Origin of the sequence: Bacillus bruguierae (assembly GCF_037104725.1) — a bacterium.
Taxonomy (GTDB): domain Bacteria; phylum Bacillota; class Bacilli; order Bacillales; family Bacillaceae_G; genus Bacillus_A; species Bacillus_A bruguierae.
On record NZ_JBAWSX010000025.1, the window covers coordinates 30,045 to 50,590 of the forward strand.

Below are 20,546 nucleotides of genomic sequence, written 5' to 3' on the forward strand. Positions count from 1 at the left end.
ATAATTTTGTCCCCTCATACATTGATACTAGTATAAAGTTATGGGGGGATGGACGTGAACAAAGGATATTCAATGTCGTCTTCTAATCAACAAAATGTTACTGTAGAACATGATATCGTAATGAAAGGAAGACGTGTTCTTGATATTACAGGAGTCAAGCAAGTAGAAAGTTTTGATAGTGAAGAATTTTTGTTAGAAACAGTTATGGGCTTTTTAACGATACGCGGTCAAAATCTACAAATGAAAAACCTTGATGTTGAAAAAGGGCTTGTGTCCATTAAAGGGAAAATATATGAGATGGCTTACATTGACGAGCATCAAGGGGAGAAAGCTAAAGGATTCTTTAGCAAGTTGTTTAAATGAGCTTAACGGTTCAATTATATACAATGCTTTCAATGATTGGGATGGGCGCTTCGCTTGGAGCAGCTTTAGATACATATCACCGTTTTTTGAAGCGCGGGGAGCGAAAGCGTTGGCTCGTATTTATTTATGATATTTTATTTTGGATTGGCCAAGCTCTCGCTGTGTTCTATGTATTGTTACTTGTAAATGAAGCAGAGTTACGTATGTATGTATTTTTAGCATTACTTTGTGGTTTTGCAGCATATCAAAGTTTGTTAAAGTCATTGTACATGAAAGTATTAAACCTTTTAATTTACATTTTTGTTCAAACATTTTATTTTTGTGTTCGTGTTGTCCAATTATTTATTGTTAAGCCAATTACGATTTTGATTCATTTAATTATAGCATTTGTGCTATTTTTATTTCGTCTTTTAATTGGAATTGGAACCGGTTTATGGAAAGTTATTATAGCAATATTACGTTTAGTATGGAAAATTACTTTCATCCCTGTTCGATTTGTTTGCCTTGTTATATGGAAACCTCTCCCTAATCATGTTAAAATTTTTATAAAGAGACAAGCAGGACTTTTGAAATATTTCAAGAAAATGAAGAAGCATATATTCCTAATTTGGGAACTTATAAAAAAGAAGTTAGGGGGACCTCGGAAATGAGGGAACTGAAGCAAAGGTATGTACTAGAACAGAATCCAAAGTCTGTTAAAGAACATATAATACAATCGAACGGAAGCAGAAGACGCATTTATCGTCGATTAGCTTTATTTTTTGCTTTTGCTTTTATAGTTATTGTAAGTCTCAGTGTGACGTTCTATAAACAAAATAGTACGATTAACGCTAAAGAAGCAAAAGTAAAAGAACTGGAAAAAGAAACAAATGTGCTAACGACGAAAGGAAAGCAGTTGAAAGATGAAATCCAAAAATTACATGATGAGAATTATGTTTTAGAGATTGCTAGAAGAGATTATTACTTTTCAAAGCCCGAGGAGATAATTTTTCCCATTTCTAAGTAGTAGGTGTTGTATTGACACTATATTTTAAGATTATATATAATGAAGTAAAATTTGACTTTTTAACCACTAAGGAGGAGCGTTTTTTTTATGTCAATTGAGGTAGGCAGCAAGTTACAAGGTAAAGTAACAGGTATTACGAATTTTGGGGCTTTTGTAGAGCTGCCAGAAGGATTAACTGGTCTTGTTCATATTAGTGAAGTTGCAGATAATTATGTGAAAGATATTAATGATCACTTAAAAGTAGGCGATCAAGTAGAAGTAAAAGTTATTAATGTTGAGAAAGACGGCAAAATTGGTTTATCTATTAAAAAAGCGAAAGAACGTGAAAAAACAGAAGGTGAACAACGTGATAATCAACGCGCTGGACGTCCTGGGCGTAATCGCTCTTTTAACAGAGACAATCGCGGTGGCGGTGACAACCGTAACCAAAAAGAAACATTTGAGCAAAAGATGGCTCGCTTTTTAAAAGACAGTGAAGATCGTTTAACTTCTTTAAAGCGTAATACGGAGTCAAAACGTGGCGGCCGTGGCGCTCGTCGCGGGTAAAACTTGCTGTTTATTTTAAAATAAAGAGAAGCACCCAGAGTGTTCACTCAGGGTGCTTTTTTTATGGCGAAAACAGCATATAGAAAAAACAATAAAAAATATTTAAAAACATGTTGACTTTGAATGCTATTTAAGATAATATACTAATTGTCCGTTAAATACGACATGGCGGTGTAGCTCAGCTGGCTAGAGCGTACGGTTCATACCCGTGAGGTCGGGGGTTCGATCCCCTCCGCCGCTATATATTTTAACGGCCCGTTGGTCAAGTGGTTAAGACACCGCCCTTTCACGGCGGTAACACGGGTTCGAATCCCGTACGGGTCATCATTGGAAAAGATCATGCATAATTTGCATGATCTTTTTTTGTTCCATTATTTGTGGGCAGTTATCCCAATTGATGAAAAAATGAGGGAAGTTTCACTTTATGTTAAGGATTTGTAAAGTTATGCGCTTCTTCTACAAAAACAACTAATATTTTTTGAATATTCAATAATCAGTTAAGGGATTTACGTGTAACTCTGTATATATATGATGTTATTTTGTATAAAAAGTCGAACAATTATTGTGCTGCCAACTGTTATTTTGACAAAAACTCCGCGAAGTACATTTTATAATTACAAGTAATAAAATGTGCAGGTGGTGTTCAAAATATGCCAAGAGCAGGAAGGAATACTGTCAATCCAAATTCTGGTGCGCTTGCTATAGGTTGTGGGCAAATGACAGCTGAAAAGTGGACAAGCAAATTGAGGATGAAATTGGAACAAATTTTCTTTCGTTGGGGATTTGTGGTTGCGTTAGTTGGTTTTCTTTTAGGACGAGCATATATTTTAACGAACATTTTACCGTTTGCTTTGCCGTTTTTCGCTGCTGTATATGTGATGAAACGTGATAAAATGGCTCTTGCGTTCCTCGCTTTAATGGCAGGCGCGTTTTCGGTTTCATTAGAAAATCTATTCTTTGCCTTTGCATCTATATTTACATTCTTCATCTATAATATTTTCTTTAGTCGTTTTACAAATAAGACGATTGGGCTTGTCCCGTTCCAAGTATTTATTTCTGCATTAACAGCCCATCTTATCGTTGTTTATTTTGCACAAGAAACCATTGGTATGTATGATTTGCTTGTTAGTACAATTGAAGCAGGGTTAAGCTTCGTATTAACAATGATTTTCTTGCAAAGTGCCCCTCTTTTAATGGAACGAAAAGGAAAACAACAATCATTAGAAACAGAAGAAATTGTTTGCTTAATTATATTGCTAGCATCTGTATTAACGGGTACAACAGATTGGTTTGTTTATGATTTATCAGTTCAGCATATTTTTACGAGATATTTAGTATTAATATTCGCGTTTGTGGCAGGAGCGGCAACAGGTTCTACTGTGGGTGTTGTAACGGGTCTAATTTTAAGTTTAGCAAATGTAGCGAGTTTATATCAATTAAGTTTACTGGCGTTTTCTGGATTGTTAGGCGGCTTACTAAAAGAAGGGAAACGGATAGGGGTAAGTTTAGGTTTATTAATTGGAACAAGTTTAATTACATTATACGTAGATAAACAAACAAGTATTGTAATGACGCTATTAGAGTCGGTAGTGGCGATTACATTGTTTTTATTAACACCTAAGTTCATCGTTGAACGTCTTTCTAAGTATATGCCAGGAACACAAGAGCATTCTAATGATCAACAACAATATTTGAGAAGAATGCGTGATGTAACGGCAAATAAAATTAATCAGTTTGCAAATGTGTTTGAAGCATTGTCTAATAGCTTTTCTATATATGGATATGTAGAAGATGAGGATCAGGACACAGAGACGGATTTGTTTTTAAGTACAATTACCGCTAAGACATGTCAGACGTGCTTTAAGAAGGATCAGTGTTGGGTTGTGAATTTTGATAAAACGTACGACTATATGAAGCAACTTATGAACGAAACAGAGGAAGGTACATTACAAAGTAATCGTAAATTGCTCCGTGATTTTGAAAAATACTGCGTGAGAGGAGCGAAAGTAACAGGTTTAATAGAAGATGAATTAGGATACTTTTATGAGGGACAAAAGTTAAGGAAGCAAATGCGTGATAATCGTAAAATTGTTGCTGAGCAACTTATGGGTGTTTCGAAAGTAATGGCAGATTTCTCGAAAGAAATTCAAAAGGAAAGAGAGAATCATCAAGTACAAGAGGAACAAATTTTACAGGCATTTCGTGATTTTGGTGTAGAGATTGGACATGTTGATATTTATTGTTTAGATCGAGGGAACGTTGATATTGAAATGATGATTCCTGCTGCATGTAATCAGTACGGGGAATGTGAAAAGCTCGTTGCTCCAATGCTGTCTGATATTTTACATGAAACAGTTGTTGTGAAACATGAAGAACAATCAGCGTATCCAAATGGTTACAGTACAGTATCCTTTGGTTCAGCTAAAACATTTTCTGTAGATACAGGCCTTGCTACAGCAGCTAAAGGAGGGGGATTTGTATCTGGTGATTCCTATGCCATGATGGAATTAAGTGTGGGGAAATATGCGCTTGCTATTAGTGATGGGATGGGGAATGGGAGACGGGCACATATGGAAAGTAAAGAGACGGTGAAGTTGTTGCAAAAAATATTGCAATCAGGTATTGATGAGGAAATTGCAATTAAATCCATCAATTCAATTCTCTCGCTGCGGACAACGGAAGAAATGTTTACAACATTAGATTTAGCGATGATTGATTTGCGTGATGCAAATGCTAAGTTTTTAAAGATTGGTTCTACACCAAGTTTTGTAAAGCGTGGCAATCAGGTATTTAAAATAGAAGCGAGTAATTTACCAATGGGGATTATTGAAGACTTTGAAGTGGATGTTGTTGGCGAACAATTAAAATCTGGTGATATTTTAATCATGATGAGCGATGGGATTTTTGAAGGTGCGAAACATGTAGAGAATCATGAAGTGTGGATGAAACGGAAGATTAAAGAATTAGAAACGGAAGATCCACAAGAGATTGCTGATATTATTATGGAAGATGTTATTCGTACTGATAATGGATATATCAATGATGACATGACAATTGTTGTAGCGAAAGTAAAAAAGAATATGCCGAAATGGGCTACGATTCCTATTGTTAGTAAACAGGCGCAATAAAATGAAACTTCCATCATCAGGGGGGCTTTATTTTCCCCTGATGAAAATTGTGGATAGTTATTTTCTACATGCCTCTTTTCGTTTCTTACAATTTTGAGAAGCGAAAACATTAATAGCTTACTGTTCTTTTGATTTAAAAGAGGAAAGTATCAGGGCTCAGGGATATACTTGAGGCCTGTTTGTTATATATGTATATTTACTTTTGTTTATTTCTGCATGCAAAGAAAAAATTCGTATGTAAGATAAATTGTGAAATTTATACATCTTTGTTTTGCAGAAAGCTTGTAAAAGTTGTACCATTATATCAATGGTATGCTATCGTTTTAGCTCAATGAAAGGTGATTGCAGCATTGAAAGATGAATTTGTTAAAAAGGTAGATGCTTTTGTAGAAAGGCATAATTTATTAGAAGCGCATTCTACGGTTATTGTTGGTGTATCAGGAGGGCCTGATTCTTTAGCGCTTTTCTTCTATTTGTTAGAGAAGCGTGAAGAGAAAAAATTGCAAATTGTAGTAGCACATGTTGACCATATGTTTCGTGGTGAGGAATCACAGGAAGATTTACAATTTGTAAAAAACTTGTGTGAAAATCTTAATGTTATCTGTGAAACAATACAAATTGATGTGACGCAGTATCAAAAACAAAATCAAATGAGTGCACAAGTTGCAGCGAGAGAATGCCGATATGCATTTTTGGAAAGAATAATGAGAAAATATAATGCACAGTATGTAGCTCTTGGTCATCATGGTGACGATCAAATTGAGACGGTTTTAATGCGTCTTGTGCGTGGAAGTACTTCGAAAGGCTATGCTGGAATTCTTGCGAAACGCGCTTTCGATAAAGGTTTTTTGATTCGGCCTTTGTTAGCAGTAACGAAAGCAGAGGTTCTTGATTATTGTAAGAGAAAGGATGTTGTCCCTCGTATTGACCCTAGTAATACAAAAGAAACTTATACAAGGAATCGATTACGGAAACATGTTCTTCCTCATTTAAAACGGGAAAATCCAAATGTTCATGAGCGTTTTCAAGCTTTTAGCAAGTTTATGCAAGAGGATGAAGCGTATTTGCAGGAATTAGCTTTTGAAAAAATGAATAAAGTAATTAAGGAAAAAGACACAAAAAGAGTTGTCTTATCAATTCCTGTATTTGAATCTATGCCTATACCTTTACAAAGGAGAGGGATTCAACTAATATTAAACTATCTTTATGAATATAAAATTCCATCTTCGCTTTCTTCTGTACATATTGACAAGGTGATCGAGTTTTTCAAACGAACTCATCCTTCTGGTATGCTTCAGTTCCCGAATGGATTGGAGATTGTTCGTACATACGAAGAATGTAAATTTCGGTTTAGGGAAGAAAAAAATGCTTTCGCTCCTCATGTTTTACAAGTGCCTGGAAAGGTAACATTAGTAAATGGTGATGAGTTTGTAGTAGAGATTAGCGATTGTGTCCCTAGTATGGTGAATGAGATGATGTTTGTTGCAAAACATAATGAAATAACATCGCCACTTACTGTTCGTCCGAGAGAAAACGGCGATCGAATGTCAATTCAAGGTATGAATGGTACGAAGAAGATAAAGTCTATTTTTATTGAGGCGAAAGTACCGAAGGAAAAAAGAGCAGACTGGCCAATTGTTTGTGATGCGAGTGGGAATATTATTTGGGTTCCATTGTTGAAAAGATCTGCATTTGCTATTTCGCAAGAAACAGTAGATAAGGATACATATATTATTATTCATTACAAAAGCAAGGAGTCTTCCAGGAGGATAATGAAATGATGAATCAAGATATTGAAAAGGTATTAATTTCTGAAGAGCAAATACAAGAAAAAGTAAGAGAGTTAGGTGCAATTCTTGCAGAGGATTATAAAAACACAGTACCTCTTGCAATCGGTGTACTAAAAGGTGCAATGCCATTTATGGCAGACTTATTAAAACGAACAGATACATATCTTGAAATGGATTTTATGGCTGTATCTAGCTACGGTCATTCTACTGTTTCAACTGGTGAAGTAAAAATTTTAAAAGACCTAGATACTTCTGTAGAGGGACGCGACATTTTAATCGTAGAAGATATTATCGACAGCGGTCTTACATTAAGCTACTTAGTAGACTTATTTAAATATCGTAAAGCAAAATCTGTGAAGATTGTAACGTTATTAGATAAGCCAACTGGCCGAAAAGTTGATCTTAAAGCAGACTATGTTGGGTTTACTGTTCCACACGAATTTGTTGTGGGGTATGGATTAGACTATAAGGAACAATATCGTAACCTTCCTTATGTTGGTGTATTAAAACCGAGCGTATATTCCAATTAATAATATTAAGCATAACAATTGGATAGGAAAGTTTTTCTATGTTACTATTTACTATTATAGTTTGTATGCTGTGAGAGGAGGTTAGGGATGAATCGGATGTTCCGTAATACCATCTTTTATTTACTTATATTTGTAGCGGTAATTGGTATTGTGAGCTATTTTAATGGTTCACAGCAAAAAACAACACCAATTAGCTACGATAAATTCATTGCTAAACTTGAAAAGGGTGAGGTTCGTAATGTACAACTTCAACCGAAAAATGGTGTATTTGAAGTAAAGGGGCAACTGAGTACTGAGAGTCAGGAAAAACAGTTTGTAACTTATGCCCCTAACACTGAAGAATTACAAAAGAAAATTAATGACAAAGCACAAGGTACAGAAGTGAAATATCAACCAGCAGAAGAAACAAGTGCTTGGGTAACATTCTTCACTTCCATCATTCCTTTTGTAATTATCTTCATTTTATTCTTCTTCCTACTTAACCAAGCGCAAGGCGGCGGTAGCCGTGTTATGAACTTCGGTAAAAGTAAAGCGAAGTTATACAATGATGATAAGAAAAAGGTTCGTTTTAGAGATGTAGCTGGAGCGGATGAAGAAAAGCAAGAGCTTGTTGAGGTTGTAGAATTCTTAAAAGACCCTCGTAAGTTTGCAGAGATTGGTGCTCGTATTCCAAAGGGTGTTTTATTAGTTGGACCTCCAGGGACAGGTAAAACATTACTTGCACGTGCTGTTGCAGGTGAGGCTGGCGTTCCATTCTTCTCTATTAGTGGTTCTGATTTTGTAGAGATGTTCGTTGGTGTCGGTGCTTCTCGTGTACGTGACTTATTTGAAAATGCAAAGAAAAACGCACCTTGTATCATTTTCATTGATGAAATTGATGCGGTAGGTCGTCAGCGTGGGGCAGGTCTTGGTGGTGGTCACGATGAGCGTGAGCAAACATTAAACCAATTGCTTGTAGAAATGGATGGTTTCGGAGCTAATGAAGGTATTATTATCGTTGCTGCAACAAACCGACCTGATATTCTTGACCCAGCGTTATTACGTCCAGGACGCTTTGACCGTCAAATTACAGTGGACCGTCCAGATGTAAATGGTCGTGAGGCAGTGCTTAAAGTACATGCGCGCAATAAACCGTTAGATGAAAATGTTAATTTACGTGCTATTGCAACGCGTACACCAGGGTTCTCTGGTGCTGATCTTGAAAACTTATTAAATGAAGCAGCTCTTGTAGCGGCGAGACAAGATAAGAAGAAGATCGATATGAGTGATATTGATGAAGCAACGGATCGCGTTATTGCAGGTCCAGCTAAGAAAAGTCGTGTTATCTCTGAGAAAGAACGTAATATCGTTGCATTCCATGAGGCAGGGCATACTGTAATTGGGGTAGTACTTGATGAGGCGGATATTGTTCATAAAGTAACGATTGTGCCGCGCGGTCAAGCTGGTGGATATGCAGTAATGCTTCCAAAAGAAGATCGTTACTTCATGACAAAGCCAGAATTGCTTGATAAAATTACGGGTCTACTTGGTGGACGAGTGGCTGAAGAAATTGTATTTGGAGAAGTAAGTACAGGAGCTCATAATGACTTCCAACGTGCGACTGGAATAGCTAGACGCATGGTAACTGAGTTTGGTATGAGTGATAAGCTTGGACCAATGCAATTCGGTAGCTCACAAGGCGGTCAAGTGTTCTTAGGAAGAGACTTCCATTCTGAGCAAAACTATAGTGATGCAATTGCACATGAAATTGATATGGAAATGCAAAGCATTATGAAAGAATGTTATGCTCGTGCAAAACAACTTCTTACTGAAAACCGTGATAAGCTTGATATTATCGCAAATACGTTGCTTGAAGTAGAAACGTTAGATGCAGAGCAAATCAATCATTTATGTGAACATGGTACATTACCGGAGCGTAAAACATCTTCTGAAAGTGATGTAAAGGTAAACATCACAACGAAAAAAGAAGATGAAGTGCCAGAAGATAAAGAAGAACCGAAGGAGTGACAATTGTCGCTCCTTTTTTCTTTATGATGTAACTGGACTTAAACATTGAAAAAAGGAAATGGATTTTTGTAAAATGATGAGGATAGGAAAGCTGAACAGGTGTATAAATATGGTATGATGAGGTTGTAAAGTAAAACTTCTAGCAGCGGGATAAAGTGAAACTTTAATCAGTGGGGGTTTTCTTTATCCCCCACTGATTATTAGCCCTTACCAATCGGGCTTTTACGGGCAGTTGTCCCACACCTATCTTCTTTAGAAAAGCGGAAGCGGCTCACCCAGAATCGCAGGACGCCCACGCGCGCGACAGAGAGGCGCTTTTTGCCTCGGCCGAGGGAGCGAAACGACCGGAGATTCTAGCCGCTAGATCTGGACAATGCTTTTCTCTGAATCATGAGGTGGGGGGGTCTTACTGCCCGCGAATAGCGGGATAAATTTTGTACATATTGCACAAATATACATTAAATAAGATAAGTGGTGAGAATATGATTTTTGTATTGGATGTAGGGAATACAAATGCGGTACTTGGTGTGTTTGAAAATGGTAAACTTCTTCAGCATTGGCGTATGGAAACAGATCGTCATAAAACAGAAGATGAATATGGGATGCTCGTAAAACAATTACTTGAACATGAAGGAATTAGTTTTCATGATATAAAAGGAATTATTATTTCTTCTGTTGTACCACCTATTATGTTTGCTTTAGAGCGTATGTGTGAGAAGTATTTTAAAATTAAGCCTCTTGTAGTTGGACCTGGAATTAAAACGGGCTTAAATATTAAGTATGAGAATCCGCGTGAAGTGGGGGCCGATCGTATTGTAAATGCGGTAGCTGGTATTCAGTTATACGGAAGTCCTCTTATTATTGTCGACTTTGGAACAGCAACTACATATTGTTATATTAACGAGAATAAGCATTATATGGGTGGGGTAATTACACCTGGCATTATGATTTCGGCAGAAGCATTATACAGTAGAGCGGCAAAGCTTCCTCGTATTGAAATTACAAGACCAAGTAGTGTCATTGGAAAGAATACAGTAAGTGCAATGCAGGCGGGTATTTTATATGGTTATGTTGGACAAGTAGAAGGTATTGTAAAGCGAATGAAAGAGGAAGCTAAACAAGAACCGACTGTTATTGCAACAGGTGGGTTAGCAAAGTTAATTGCAGAGGAATCGAAAGTTATTGATATTGTCGATCCGTTTTTAACGCTTAAAGGTTTATATATGTTATATGAGCGAAATGCGAATTTACAACAAGAGAAAGGTGAATAAATGAAAATGAAAGATTATTTGGTAAAAGCGCTAGCGTTTAATGGAGAAGTGCGTGCCTATAGTGTTCACACAACAAATACAGTGAGTGAAGCACAAAGACGTCATGATACATGGAGAACTGCTTCTGCAGCACTTGGTCGTTCTTTAACAGCAGGTACAATGATGGGTGCAATGCTTAAGGGGGATCAGAAGCTTACAATTAAGGTAGAGGGTAATGGTCCTCTTGGTCCAATTTTAGTAGATGCACATGCGAATGGGGATGTACGTGGTTATGTAACGAATCCGCATGTTGATTTTGAAGCGACGGAGCAAGGGAAACTGCGCGTATATGAAGCTGTAGGGACGGAAGGATTTTTAACAATTATTAAAGATATTGGTATGCGTGAGCCATTTATTGGTCAAGTTCCGCTTGTTTCAGGTGAGTTAGGAGAAGATTTCACGTATTATTTTGCTGTTTCTGAGCAAACACCTTCTTCTGTTGGTGTTGGAGTTCTTGTTAATGGTGATGACAGTATTTTAGCTGCAGGTGGATTTGTTTTACAAATCATGCCTGATGCACAAGAAGAGACAATTTCGGTTCTTGAAGAGCGCCTGCAAAAAATCCCACCTGTTTCTAAGCTTATTGAACAAGGTCTAACTCCTGAAGAGCTACTATATGAGTTGTTAGGAAAGGAAAATGTGAAAATTTTAGAGACAATGGATGTACAATTTAATTGTACATGTTCTCGTGAGCGTATTGAAGGCGTATTAATAAGCTTAGGAAAAACTGAATTAACGCAAGTGCGTGATGAAGAAGAAGAGACAGAAGTACATTGTCATTTTTGTAATGAACGATATAACTTTTCTAAAGAAGATATAACAAAATTAATAGAAAGTTTGTAAGGAAGAAAAAGGTTATTTGTCTATTTTGAATCATCTAAATAGATTGACAAATAACCTTCTTTTTGACAAAATGTACATAAATCCAATGAAAATACTTGGTGTTAGGAGTGACGGAGATGCGAGTGGCACAATCAATTTCAGAATTAATCGGAAAAACGCCGATTGTTAAATTAAACCGCATTGCAGAAGAGGGTAGTGCAGATATTTATTTGAAATTAGAGTTCATGAACCCTGGAAGCAGTGTAAAAGACCGTATTGCTTTAGCGATGATTGAAGTTGCTGAGAAACAAGGATTATTAAAAGAAGGCGATACGATTATTGAGCCGACAAGTGGAAACACAGGAATTGGTTTAGCAATGGTTGCGGCGGCCAAAGGGTATAAAGCAATTTTGGTTATGCCGGAAACGATGAGTATTGAACGTCGTAATTTATTGCGTGCTTATGGAGCAGAATTAGTGTTGACGCCAGGATCAGAAGGGATGGGCGGGGCAATTCGTAAGGCAACAGAGTTATCGAAAGAACATGGATACTTTATGCCTCAACAGTTCCAAAATGACGCAAATCCAGAAATTCATCGTTTAACTACAGGTCCGGAAATTGTTGAGCAGATGGGTGATCAATTAGATGCATTCATTTCAGGTGTTGGTACAGGTGGAACAATTACAGGTGCCGGCGAAGTATTAAAAGAGAAGTATAAAGATATCAAAATATATGCCGTAGAGCCTTCTGATTCACCGGTATTATCAGGCGGCAAACCGGGTCCTCATAAAATTCAAGGTATCGGTGCTGGATTTGTTCCTGGAACGTTAGATACAGATGTATATGATGAAGTTATTCAAGTAAAAGCAGAACAAGCATTTGAATATGCAAGAAAAGTAGCGCGCGAAGAAGGAATTTTAGTTGGTATTTCATCTGGAGCAGCTATTTATGCAGCGACAGAAGTTGCAAAAAAACTTGGGAAAGGCAAGAAAGTACTTGTCATCATTCCGAGTAATGGTGAGCGTTATTTAAGTACACCACTTTATCAGTTTGAATCATAAGTTTTAATATATGGAAAGCATTCCTCCAGAAAGGGATGCTTTTTCTTTTTTCGCTTGGAAATAGGAAAAGAGTGAACGACTAGAAAACTTCATGTAAAATAAGTGTTAGTTGAACTAAATCGGGTTTCTGCGGACGGTTCAATATTTTTAACCGATCGTTAGAACAGGATAAAATAAGACGAGGTGTTTATATGCAGCGACGAAAATCTTTAGCTATTTCAGTTCCGTATCAGTTGGACTTTTTTAAACAATATAAGTTCCTTTCGCAAAACAAACCTCATCATATCATTTTAGAAAGTGGCCGCGGGGGACGTTATAGTATTGTTGGACTTGATCCTGTAGCGATTGTTCGTGGGAAAGATGAAACACTACATATATGGGAAAATGGAGAGGATACAATAGAAAAGGGGAATCCATTGCACCTAATGCAACAGTATATGGAACAATGGAAAACAGAACATAATGATGCGTATCCGCCGTTTCAAGGTGGCGCAATTGGTTATTTCAGTTATGATTGTATCCGCTATATTGAGAAAATACCTTCTCTTGCAGAAGATGATGTAAATGTACCAGATATATTTTTCTTATTGTTTGATGATGTATTTGTTTATGATCAGAAAGAACAAATGTTATGGATTATTACGCATTATACAAATGATGAGAAGCAAGCGAAGTGGCATTTAAATGAATTAAAAGAGCTTTGGTTACAGGATGTGCCGGAAGTGACAATGAAGTTTATTAGACCTGAAACAAATAAAGAAGCAGTTTCCTTTACAGAAACAGGGTTTGTTGAAGCGGTTGGGCAAATTCAGGATTATATTAGCGCAGGAGATGTATTTCAAGTCAACTTGTCTACAAGGCAAGAAAAAACATTGCAAACGCATCCGCTGGAAGTTTATACGAAGCTTCGTGAAATTAATCCTTCTCCATACATGGGTTATTTAGAACTTGGAGATTTTCAAATTGTAAGTGCCTCACCAGAGTTATTAATTAAAAAGCAAGGTAATGAAGTAAGTACACGTCCAATTGCAGGTACACGCTCTCGCGGGAAAGATGAACAAGAAGACCAAAGGCTTGCAAAAGAGTTAATTGAAAATGAAAAAGAGTGTGCAGAACATGTTATGCTTGTTGATTTAGAGAGAAATGACTTAGGACGTGTTTGTGAGTATGGAACAGTAGAAGTGGACGAATTTATGGTAATTGAAAAATATTCCCACGTTATGCACATTGTTTCGAATGTACGCGGGGAATTGCAGCAAGGGAAAGATGCTTTTGATGGTGTGAAGGCTGTATTTCCGGGTGGGACGATTACCGGAGCGCCGAAAATTCGGACGATGGAAATTATTGAAGAGCTAGAACCAGTTCGCCGTGGTATTTATACAGGTTCAATCGGTTGGATTGGTTATTCGGGAGATATGGAATTAAATATTGTCATTCGTACGTTGCTTGCGAAAGATGGACAAGCGTATGTACAGGCAGGAGCAGGAATTGTTATTGATTCTAATCCGGAAAATGAGTATAAAGAGTCGTTAAAGAAGGCAATAGCATTATGGCGTGCGAAAGAAAGTAGCGAAGAAACGGTTAGGTGAGAGAAATGATATTAATGATTGATAATTATGATTCCTTTACGTTTAATTTAGTGCAATTTCTCGGAGAGCTAGGACAAGAACTTATCGTCGAACGTAACGATGAAATTACAATTGAAGATATTGAACAAATGCAGCCTGATTTCTTAATGATTTCTCCTGGACCGTGTAGTCCGAATGAAGCAGGGATTAGTATGGATGTGATTCGTCATTTTGCAGGGAAAATCCCGATTTTTGGTGTTTGTTTAGGGCATCAATCTATTGCTCAAGTATTTGGAGGGGATGTTGTTCGTGCGGAGCGTTTGATGCACGGGAAAACGTCCTTAATGCATCATGATGAGAAAACAATCTTTGTTGATATTCCAAGTCCATTTACGGCAACGCGTTACCATTCTTTAATTGTAAAAAAAGAAACATTACCAGAGTGTTTGGAAGTAACATCTTGGACAGAGGAAGGAGAGATTATGGCGCTTCGTCATAAAACATTACCAATTGAAGGTGTACAATTCCATCCAGAATCTATTATGACTTCCCATGGTAAGGAATTGCTGCAAAACTTCATCCGTCATTACAACCGGAGTACTTCTGTATGTTAATTTATGTGAACGGTTCATTTGTAGAGGCGAGTGAAGCTAAAATTTCTCCTTATGATCATGGATATTTATATGGTCTTGGTGTATTTGAAACGTTCCGTATTTACAACGAGCACCCTTTCTTATTAGATGATCATTATGAGCGGCTTATGACCGCTCTTTCGTCATTACATATTGCGCGGAAAATGACAAAAGAAGATGTAAAGAGCATTTTAAAAGAGTTAATGGTAAGAAATCATTTGCAAAATGCGTATGTTCGTTTTAACGTGTCTGCAGGTAGCGGAGAGATTGGCTTGCAGACAGATATGTATGAAGAGCCTTCTGTTATTGTTTTTATAAAACCTTTATCGGCTCCTAGTGATGTAGTAGAAAAAGAAGGAGTCATTTTAAGACAAACACGCAATACACCAGAAGGGGAGTTTCGTTTAAAGTCACATCATTATTTAAATAATATTTTGGGGAAACGTGAGATTGGGAATACAACTTCGAAAGAAGGAATTTTTCTTACAAAAGAAGGGTATGTTGCGGAAGGGATTGTTTCGAACCTTTTTTTTGTGAAAAATGACATATTGTATACACCGTCACTACAAACTGGGATTTTAAATGGGATTACTCGTGCTTTTATATTAGCAGCTGCTGAAACATTGGGGGTCAAGGTAAGAGAGGGATTATTCTTACAGAAAGAGTTACTTGCAGCTGATGAAGTATTTGTTACGAATTCTATTCAGGAAATTGTCCCGATTTGGTGCATTGGAGAAGTGCATTTCCCGGGTAAAGAAGGATTAATTACAACTAAGTTTTTGCGTGTATATGAAACGTATCGTGAAAAGCTTTGGAGCAGAAATGAATTGTGAAAAGGAGATGTCTAATATGCAGTGCGGTGAATATACATTGAATTTAAATGAAAAGACATTCATTATGGGGATTTTGAATGTTACACCTGACTCTTTTTCTGATGGTGGTAATTATAATGAAGTGGAAGCAGCTGTCCGTCATGCAAAAGAGATGGTGATGAACGGTGCGCATATTATTGATATTGGCGGAGAGTCTACGCGTCCTGGTTTTGCTAAAGTATCAGAAGAAGAAGAATTACAACGTGTTTTACCGATGGTTCGAGCTGTATCGCAAGCAGTAGATGTTCCTATATCTATTGATACATACAAAGCGGAGGTTGCAAAACAAGCTATTGAAGCAGGAGCATGTATTATTAACGATGTTTGGGGAGCGAAAGCAGAACCGGAAATTGCGAAGGTAGCCGCTCATTACAATGTACCAATTATTTTGATGCATAACCGTGATAATACAAATTATCGAAATTTGATGGCCGATATGGTTGCTGACCTGTATGAAAGTATTACAATTGCGAAACGTGCAGGTGTACGTGATGAGAATATTATTTTAGATCCAGGTATAGGATTTGCAAAAACATTTGAGCAAAATTTAGAAGTAATGCGAAATCTAGAGCAGTTGAAAGTATTGGGATATCAACTTCTTCTTGGAACCTCTCGAAAATCATTTATTGGTCATGCTTTAGATTTACCAGTAGAAGAACGCTTAGAAGGAACTGGTGCAACGGTTTGTCTTGGTATTCAAAAAGGTTGTGAAATTGTACGCGTTCATGATGTGAAAGAGATGTCCCGCATGGCGAAGATGATGGACGTTATGTTGAGGGGGTAAATAGTTTGGATAAAATTTTTGTTCATGATATGGAGTTTTACGGTTATCATGGTGTATTCCCTGAAGAAAATAAGCTGGGGCAGCGATTTAAAGTGGATCTAACGGTAGAGCTAGATTTAAAGCGAGCGGGAATGAGTGATAACTTAGAGCATTCCGTGAATTACGGAGAGTTATATGAGTTATGTAGATGTGTTGTAGAAGAGAAAACGTATAAGCTTGTAGAAAGTATTGCAGAAAATATTGCAGCGGATATATTAGAACGTTACGATTGTATTATGAATTGTATTGTAAAAGTTATTAAACCAGATCCGCCAATTCCGGGACATTACCGTGCGGTGGCGGTTGAGATTGAGAGAGGGCGTTCATGAATAATGTAGTTTATATTGCTTTAGGTTCGAATATGGATGAGCGCTATATGTATTTATCACAAGCGATAGAGCTGTTGGGTGCGCATCCAGCTATTGAAATTGAGGATGTATCATCTGTTTATGAAACGGATCCGGTTGGGTTTACAGAACAAGATCGTTTTTTAAATTTAGTTATAAAAATTTCTACCAATTTATTGCCTCAAGAATTATTGATGGTGACACAAAAAGTGGAGAATGGGTTAGGAAGAAAAAGGGAAATCAAATGGGGACCTCGTACCATTGACCTTGACATATTGCTCTATAATCACGAAAATATTGAAGCAGAGAATCTTATTGTTCCGCATCCGCGGATGTTTGAAAGAGCTTTTGTTATCGTTCCGTTGATGGAGATTAATCAAGAAATTAACCGAAACATTTCACGTTCACAAGTAGAAGAAATGAAAAGGCGAGAGGGAGTAACGGTATGGAAGCAGAGAAATGGGGAAGACGCATTCGCGCTTTTCGTAAATTAAAAGGCTATACACAAGAGGGATTCGCGAAAGAATTAGGGGTATCTGTATCTGTTTTAGGTGAAGTTGAGAGGGGAAATCGAGTTCCGTCTCGGGATTTTGTTGTAGAGGTTGCAAAAACGTTAAAAGTTTCAATAGAAGAATTAATGCCGAAGTAGGGATACCGAAGGGAGGCAATCGAGTGTTAAAGATTGCAAACATTGAAATGAAAAATCCGGTTGTGCTAGCGCCAATGGCAGGAGTATGTAACTCTGCATTTCGTTTAACGGTGAAAGAATTTGGTGCGGGATTAGTATGTGCGGAAATGGTAAGTGATAAGGCGATTTTGTTTAACAATCAAAAAACGTTAGATATGTTATATATTGATGAGAGAGAAAAACCATTAAGCCTGCAAATTTTTGGCGGAGAAAAAGAAACGCTTGTAGAGGCTGCGAAATATGTAGATAAAAATACAACAGCGGATATTATCGATATTAATATGGGATGTCCGGTGCCGAAAATCACAAAATGTGATGCAGGTGCAAAGTGGCTGCTTGATCCAAATAAAGTGTACGAAATGGTAGCAGCGGTAGTAGATGCAGTTGAGAAGCCAGTAACGGTAAAGATGCGTATCGGTTGGGATGAAGATCATATTTTTGCGATTGAAAATGCTCAGGCAGTTGAACGTGCAGGCGGTCAAGCAATTGCTGTTCATGGTCGTACTCGTGTTCAAATGTATGAAGGAAAAGCGGATTGGAATATTATTAAGCAAGTAAAACAAGCTGTCAATATTCCTGTTATCGGAAATGGTGATGTAGAAACGCCGCAAGATGCTAAGCGCATGTTAGATGAAATTGGTGTAGATGGTGTAATGATTGGGCGTGCGGCACTTGGTGATCCGTGGATGATTTACCGCACAGTGAAATATTTAGAAACGGGTGAATTAATGCCGGAGCCATCTGTGCGCGAAAAAATTGATGTATGTATGTTGCATTTAGATCGTCTCATTGATTTGAAAAATGAAAACATCGCAGTTCGAGAAATGCGCAAACATGCGGCGTGGTACTTAAAAGGTGTTCGTGGTAACGCTATAGTGCGCAATGAAATTAATAGTTGTAATACACGTGCCGATCTTGCGTCTTTATTGACATCATTTGTAGAAGAAGTAGAAGCGAAACAAAAATCTATTCAAGTTGGATAATGGTAAGTAATAGAAGGGGTGTTTGACATTCCGGTTTTTACTACCTATAATTACGTCTAAGAAATAAGAACTGCCAGCGCGTTGCTGGCAGTTTTTCTAGTTGGATAGAAAATGATATACTATATATATTGTAAATTTTAATAGAGCTGGAGTGATATCAATACCATGGATAACATGAACCACGAAGAATTAAATGACCAATTGCTCGTTCGTCGCGAGAAGCTACATAACTTACGTGAACAAGGAATCGATCCATTTGGTAAACGTTTTGAACGTACGCATTCAACGAAAGAATTGTTAAGTTTGTATGGAGAACTTTCTAAAGAAGAGTTAGAAGAGAAAGAAATCTCTGTTTCAATTGCTGGTCGTATTATGACAAAGCGCGGTAAAGGGAAAGCGGGATTTGCGCATATCCAAGATTTACATGGCCAAGTTCAAATTTATGTTCGCAAAGATACAGTTGGTGATGAGCAGTATGGACTGTTTAATACAGCTGACTTAGGTGACCTAGTAGGAATTGAAGGGAAAGTATTTAAAACAAAAGTTGGAGAACTTTCAGTTAAAGCAACTGGTTTTACTCTACTAACAAAATCTCTTCGTCCACTTCCTGATAAATATCATGGACTAAAAGATGTTGAACAACGTTACCGTCAACGTTACTTAGATTTAATTACGAGCATGGAAAGTCGTGAAGCGTTTGTAACTCGTAGTAAAATCATCCGTGAGATGAGAAGATATTTAGATAACAATGGTTATCTAGAGGTAGAAACGCCAATGTTGCATGCAATTGCAGGCGGAGCATCTGCGCGTCCGTTTATTACGCATCACAATGCGTTAGATATGGAATTCTATATGCGTATTGCAATTGAGTTGCATTTAAAACGCCTAATTGTAGGTGGATTAGAGAAAGTATACGAAATTGGTCGCGTATTCCGTAATGAAGGTGTATCAACTCGTCATAACCCTGAATTTACGATGATTGAATTATATGAAGCGTATGCAGATTATAAAGATATTATGAAGTTAACAGAAAACATGGTTGCTCATATCGCAAAAGAAGTTTTAGGTACAACGACGATTCCGTATGGTGAATATGAAATTAATTTAGAGCCAGAGTGGACAAGACTGCACATGGTAGATGCAATCAAACAATACTCTGGAGCAGATTTCTGGAATCCAATGAGTGTAGAGGAAGCTCGTGCATTAGCGAAAGAGCATGGTGTAGAAATTAAAGATACAATGGAAGTTGGTCATATTATTAATGAGTTCTTCGAGCAAAAAGTAGAAGAGCATTTAATTCAACCTACATTTATTTATGGTCATCCGGTGGAAATTTCTCCTCTTGCGAAAAAGAATGAGGAAGATCCACGCTTTACAGATCGTTTTGAGTTATTTATTGTTGCTCGCGAACATGCGAATGCATTTACAGAATTAAATGATCCAATCGATCAAAAAGAACGTTTCGAAGCGCAGTTAAAAGAGCGTGAACAAGGTAATGATGAAGCGCACATGATGGATGATGATTATATTGAAGCACTTGAGTATGGTATGCCTCCTACAGGTGGGTTAGGAATCGGTATTGATCGTCTTGTTATGTTATTAACGAATGCGCCGTCTATTCGTGACATATTACTATTCCCTGCAATGAGACATAAACAAGACTAAGCTTTGGAGTCCTCTCCAAAGCTTTTCTTTTTCTATTATTTTATAAGGTGAAAAAAGTTATAAAAAACTATTGCATTTTAATTTATGAACTGGTATATTTATATTCGTTGTCACGAACGGCAACGAGGTTAACAACTTGGAAATAAAAAAAGTTGTTGACAGAGAAATAACGAAATGTTATATTGATAAAGTCGCTTTGAGCGGCAGATGAGTTCTTTGAAAACTGAACGAAACAAACAACGTGAAACGTCAATTTTTATTTATGATGCTAGACAAACACTTTATTGGAGAGTTTGATCCTGGCTCAGGATGAACGCTGGCGGCGTGCCTAATACATGCAAGTCGAGCGAACCGATTAAGAGCTTGCTCTTAAGAAGTTAGCGGCGGACGGGTGAGTAACACGTA

The 20,546-nt window shown here is 37.3% G+C and carries 20 protein-coding genes, 2 tRNA genes and 1 rRNA gene; all 23 read left to right on the forward strand.

Annotation, left to right across the window (positions count from 1 at the left end; translation table 11 throughout):
• Nucleotides 1-72: 72 nt before the first annotated feature.
• Nucleotides 73-363: a sporulation protein YabP gene (gene yabP, locus WAZ07_RS24570; RefSeq protein ID WP_396550916.1), complete on the forward strand. Its 291-nt coding sequence runs from the start codon at nt 73-75 to the stop codon at nt 361-363.
• The gene (yabQ, locus tag WAZ07_RS24575) at nt 360-1,013 is read left to right on the forward strand and encodes a spore cortex biosynthesis protein YabQ (RefSeq protein ID WP_336474506.1); all 654 of its coding nucleotides are present in this window, start codon (nt 360-362) and stop codon (nt 1,011-1,013) included. The genes yabP and yabQ overlap by 4 nt, the downstream gene beginning before the upstream one ends.
• Nucleotides 1,010-1,369, forward strand: a complete 360-nt coding sequence (locus WAZ07_RS24580) for an FtsB family cell division protein (protein WP_336474507.1) — start codon at nt 1,010-1,012, stop codon at nt 1,367-1,369. The genes yabQ and WAZ07_RS24580 overlap by 4 nt, the downstream gene beginning before the upstream one ends.
• Nucleotides 1,370-1,456: 87 nt before the next feature.
• Nucleotides 1,457-1,915 carry a S1 domain-containing RNA-binding protein gene (locus WAZ07_RS24585; RefSeq protein ID WP_336474508.1) on the forward strand — a complete coding sequence of 153 codons (459 nt, stop codon included), beginning with the start codon at nt 1,457-1,459 and terminating at the stop codon, nt 1,913-1,915.
• Nucleotides 1,916-2,082: 167 nt separating this feature from the next.
• Nucleotides 2,083-2,156: transfer RNA gene (locus WAZ07_RS24590), tRNA-Met, on the forward strand.
• A gap of 11 nt (nt 2,157-2,167) precedes the next feature.
• Nucleotides 2,168-2,239 (forward strand) — tRNA-Glu (locus WAZ07_RS24595).
• A 326-nt stretch (nt 2,240-2,565) separates the two neighbouring features.
• Nucleotides 2,566-5,043, forward strand: coding sequence for a stage II sporulation protein E (spoIIE, locus tag WAZ07_RS24600; RefSeq protein ID WP_336474509.1), 2,478 nt, complete (start codon nt 2,566-2,568; stop codon nt 5,041-5,043).
• Between the two features lie 350 nt (nt 5,044-5,393).
• Nucleotides 5,394-6,824, forward strand: a complete 1,431-nt coding sequence (tilS, locus tag WAZ07_RS24605) for a tRNA lysidine(34) synthetase TilS (RefSeq protein WP_336474510.1) — start codon at nt 5,394-5,396, stop codon at nt 6,822-6,824.
• Nucleotides 6,821-7,363 carry a hypoxanthine phosphoribosyltransferase gene (gene hpt, locus WAZ07_RS24610; RefSeq protein ID WP_336474511.1) on the forward strand — a complete coding sequence of 181 codons (543 nt, stop codon included), beginning with the start codon at nt 6,821-6,823 and terminating at the stop codon, nt 7,361-7,363. The genes tilS and hpt overlap by 4 nt, the downstream gene beginning before the upstream one ends.
• 87 nt (nt 7,364-7,450) lie before the next feature.
• Nucleotides 7,451-9,370 carry an ATP-dependent zinc metalloprotease FtsH gene (gene ftsH / locus WAZ07_RS24615; RefSeq protein WP_336474512.1) on the forward strand — a complete coding sequence of 640 codons (1,920 nt, stop codon included), beginning with the start codon at nt 7,451-7,453 and terminating at the stop codon, nt 9,368-9,370.
• A 482-nt stretch (nt 9,371-9,852) separates the two neighbouring features.
• Entirely contained in the window at nt 9,853-10,641 is a 789-nt protein-coding gene (locus WAZ07_RS24620) for a type III pantothenate kinase (protein WP_336474513.1), read from the forward strand.
• A 6-nt stretch (nt 10,642-10,647) separates the two neighbouring features.
• A complete protein-coding gene (gene hslO, locus WAZ07_RS24625; protein ID WP_336474514.1) occupies nt 10,648-11,523 on the forward strand; it encodes an Hsp33 family molecular chaperone HslO in 876 nt (291 codons plus the stop codon).
• Nucleotides 11,524-11,639: 116 nt separating this feature from the next.
• Complete coding sequence (gene cysK / locus WAZ07_RS24630; protein WP_090918152.1) at nt 11,640-12,563, forward strand: cysteine synthase A; 924 nt, start codon at nt 11,640-11,642, stop codon at nt 12,561-12,563.
• 191 nt (nt 12,564-12,754) lie between these two features.
• The gene (trpE, locus tag WAZ07_RS24635; RefSeq protein ID WP_336474515.1) at nt 12,755-14,152 is read left to right on the forward strand and encodes an anthranilate synthase component I; all 1,398 of its coding nucleotides are present in this window, start codon (nt 12,755-12,757) and stop codon (nt 14,150-14,152) included.
• A 5-nt stretch (nt 14,153-14,157) separates the two neighbouring features.
• Nucleotides 14,158-14,745: an aminodeoxychorismate/anthranilate synthase component II gene (gene pabA, locus WAZ07_RS24640; RefSeq protein ID WP_336474516.1), complete on the forward strand. Its 588-nt coding sequence runs from the start codon at nt 14,158-14,160 to the stop codon at nt 14,743-14,745.
• Nucleotides 14,739-15,596, forward strand: coding sequence for an aminodeoxychorismate lyase (gene pabC, locus WAZ07_RS24645; protein WP_336474517.1), 858 nt, complete (start codon nt 14,739-14,741; stop codon nt 15,594-15,596). The genes pabA and pabC overlap by 7 nt, the downstream gene beginning before the upstream one ends.
• Complete coding sequence (gene folP / locus WAZ07_RS24650) at nt 15,586-16,419, forward strand: dihydropteroate synthase (RefSeq protein WP_336474518.1); 834 nt, start codon at nt 15,586-15,588, stop codon at nt 16,417-16,419. The genes pabC and folP overlap by 11 nt, the downstream gene beginning before the upstream one ends.
• Before the next feature lie 5 nt (nt 16,420-16,424).
• Complete coding sequence (gene folB, locus WAZ07_RS24655) at nt 16,425-16,787, forward strand: dihydroneopterin aldolase (RefSeq protein ID WP_020062127.1); 363 nt, start codon at nt 16,425-16,427, stop codon at nt 16,785-16,787.
• Nucleotides 16,784-17,299 (forward strand): 2-amino-4-hydroxy-6-hydroxymethyldihydropteridine diphosphokinase, encoded by a 516-nt coding sequence (gene folK / locus WAZ07_RS24660; protein WP_336474519.1) that lies wholly within the window; start codon nt 16,784-16,786, stop codon nt 17,297-17,299. Before folB ends, folK begins: the two co-directional genes overlap by 4 nt.
• Nucleotides 17,251-17,454, forward strand: coding sequence for a helix-turn-helix domain-containing protein (locus tag WAZ07_RS24665; protein WP_090918164.1), 204 nt, complete (start codon nt 17,251-17,253; stop codon nt 17,452-17,454). Before folK ends, WAZ07_RS24665 begins: the two co-directional genes overlap by 49 nt.
• A gap of 23 nt (nt 17,455-17,477) precedes the next feature.
• A complete protein-coding gene (gene dusB, locus WAZ07_RS24670) occupies nt 17,478-18,476 on the forward strand; it encodes a tRNA dihydrouridine synthase DusB (RefSeq protein ID WP_336474520.1) in 999 nt (332 codons plus the stop codon).
• A gap of 165 nt (nt 18,477-18,641) precedes the next feature.
• On the forward strand, nt 18,642-20,141 hold the full coding sequence (gene lysS, locus WAZ07_RS24675; RefSeq protein ID WP_336474521.1) for a lysine--tRNA ligase: 1,500 nt from the start codon (nt 18,642-18,644) through the stop codon (nt 20,139-20,141).
• 281 nt (nt 20,142-20,422) lie between these two features.
• A 16S ribosomal RNA gene (locus WAZ07_RS24680) occupies nt 20,423-20,546 on the forward strand; the annotation flags it as partial.

Coding starts and splice junctions, on each gene's coding strand:
- yabP (WP_396550916.1), top strand. CDS start 73: ATGTCGTCTTCTAATCAACAAAATGTTACTGTAGAACATGATATCGTA.
- yabQ (WP_336474506.1), top strand. CDS start 360: ATGAGCTTAACGGTTCAATTATATACAATGCTTTCAATGATTGGGATG.
- WAZ07_RS24580 (WP_336474507.1), top strand. CDS start 1,010: ATGAGGGAACTGAAGCAAAGGTATGTACTAGAACAGAATCCAAAGTCT.
- WAZ07_RS24585 (WP_336474508.1), top strand. CDS start 1,457: ATGTCAATTGAGGTAGGCAGCAAGTTACAAGGTAAAGTAACAGGTATT.
- spoIIE (WP_336474509.1), top strand. CDS start 2,566: ATGCCAAGAGCAGGAAGGAATACTGTCAATCCAAATTCTGGTGCGCTT.
- hpt (WP_336474511.1), top strand. CDS start 6,821: ATGATGAATCAAGATATTGAAAAGGTATTAATTTCTGAAGAGCAAATA.
- ftsH (WP_336474512.1), top strand. CDS start 7,451: ATGAATCGGATGTTCCGTAATACCATCTTTTATTTACTTATATTTGTA.
- WAZ07_RS24620 (WP_336474513.1), top strand. CDS start 9,853: ATGATTTTTGTATTGGATGTAGGGAATACAAATGCGGTACTTGGTGTG.
- hslO (WP_336474514.1), top strand. CDS start 10,648: ATGAAAGATTATTTGGTAAAAGCGCTAGCGTTTAATGGAGAAGTGCGT.
- cysK (WP_090918152.1), top strand. CDS start 11,640: ATGCGAGTGGCACAATCAATTTCAGAATTAATCGGAAAAACGCCGATT.
- trpE (WP_336474515.1), top strand. CDS start 12,755: ATGCAGCGACGAAAATCTTTAGCTATTTCAGTTCCGTATCAGTTGGAC.
- pabA (WP_336474516.1), top strand. CDS start 14,158: ATGATATTAATGATTGATAATTATGATTCCTTTACGTTTAATTTAGTG.
- pabC (WP_336474517.1), top strand. CDS start 14,739: ATGTTAATTTATGTGAACGGTTCATTTGTAGAGGCGAGTGAAGCTAAA.
- folP (WP_336474518.1), top strand. CDS start 15,586: ATGAATTGTGAAAAGGAGATGTCTAATATGCAGTGCGGTGAATATACA.
- folK (WP_336474519.1), top strand. CDS start 16,784: ATGAATAATGTAGTTTATATTGCTTTAGGTTCGAATATGGATGAGCGC.
- WAZ07_RS24665 (WP_090918164.1), top strand. CDS start 17,251: ATGGAAGCAGAGAAATGGGGAAGACGCATTCGCGCTTTTCGTAAATTA.
- lysS (WP_336474521.1), top strand. CDS start 18,642: ATGGATAACATGAACCACGAAGAATTAAATGACCAATTGCTCGTTCGT.